This window comes from Pseudomonas sp. IPO3778 (assembly GCF_013386825.1).
GTDB lineage: Bacteria > Pseudomonadota > Gammaproteobacteria > Pseudomonadales > Pseudomonadaceae > Aquipseudomonas.
Window position 1 is genome coordinate 1 of record NZ_JACARC010000126.1, and the last position, 361, is coordinate 361.

1 protein-coding gene is annotated in these 361 nt (G+C 50.7%); it reads right to left on the minus strand.

Going from position 1 to position 361, the window contains the following annotated elements; translation table 11 throughout:
- The coding region (locus HX855_RS32865) for a sensor histidine kinase KdpD (RefSeq protein ID WP_178948054.1) at nucleotides 1–361 on the minus strand (361 nt) is incomplete at both ends.

The window sequence follows — 361 nt, forward strand, 5'->3', positions numbered from 1 at the left end:
CATTCTTTCCCTTCTAACAATGGAAACAGGAGTGTGAACGTCGTGCCTTTACCGACAACGCTCTCACAAAAGATCCGACCTTGATGTCGGTCAACTACAGCCTTGACCATCGTCAGCCCCAATCCTAAACCCTCCACATCCTTCACTGAATCAAAGCGCCGATATTGAATGAACAAATCGGGCAAATCTTCAGGGGCAATACCTGGGCCTTGATCGCTGATCCGGCATCTCAGCCCTTGGTCCGAGCAATTCAAGCTCAAGGTTACCCTCGTTCCAGACGAGCTGTATTTGACAGCGTTTTCCAACAAATTGAACAAGGCACGGGTGAGCAGCGATTGATCCGCCCAGACCATCTCGTCGC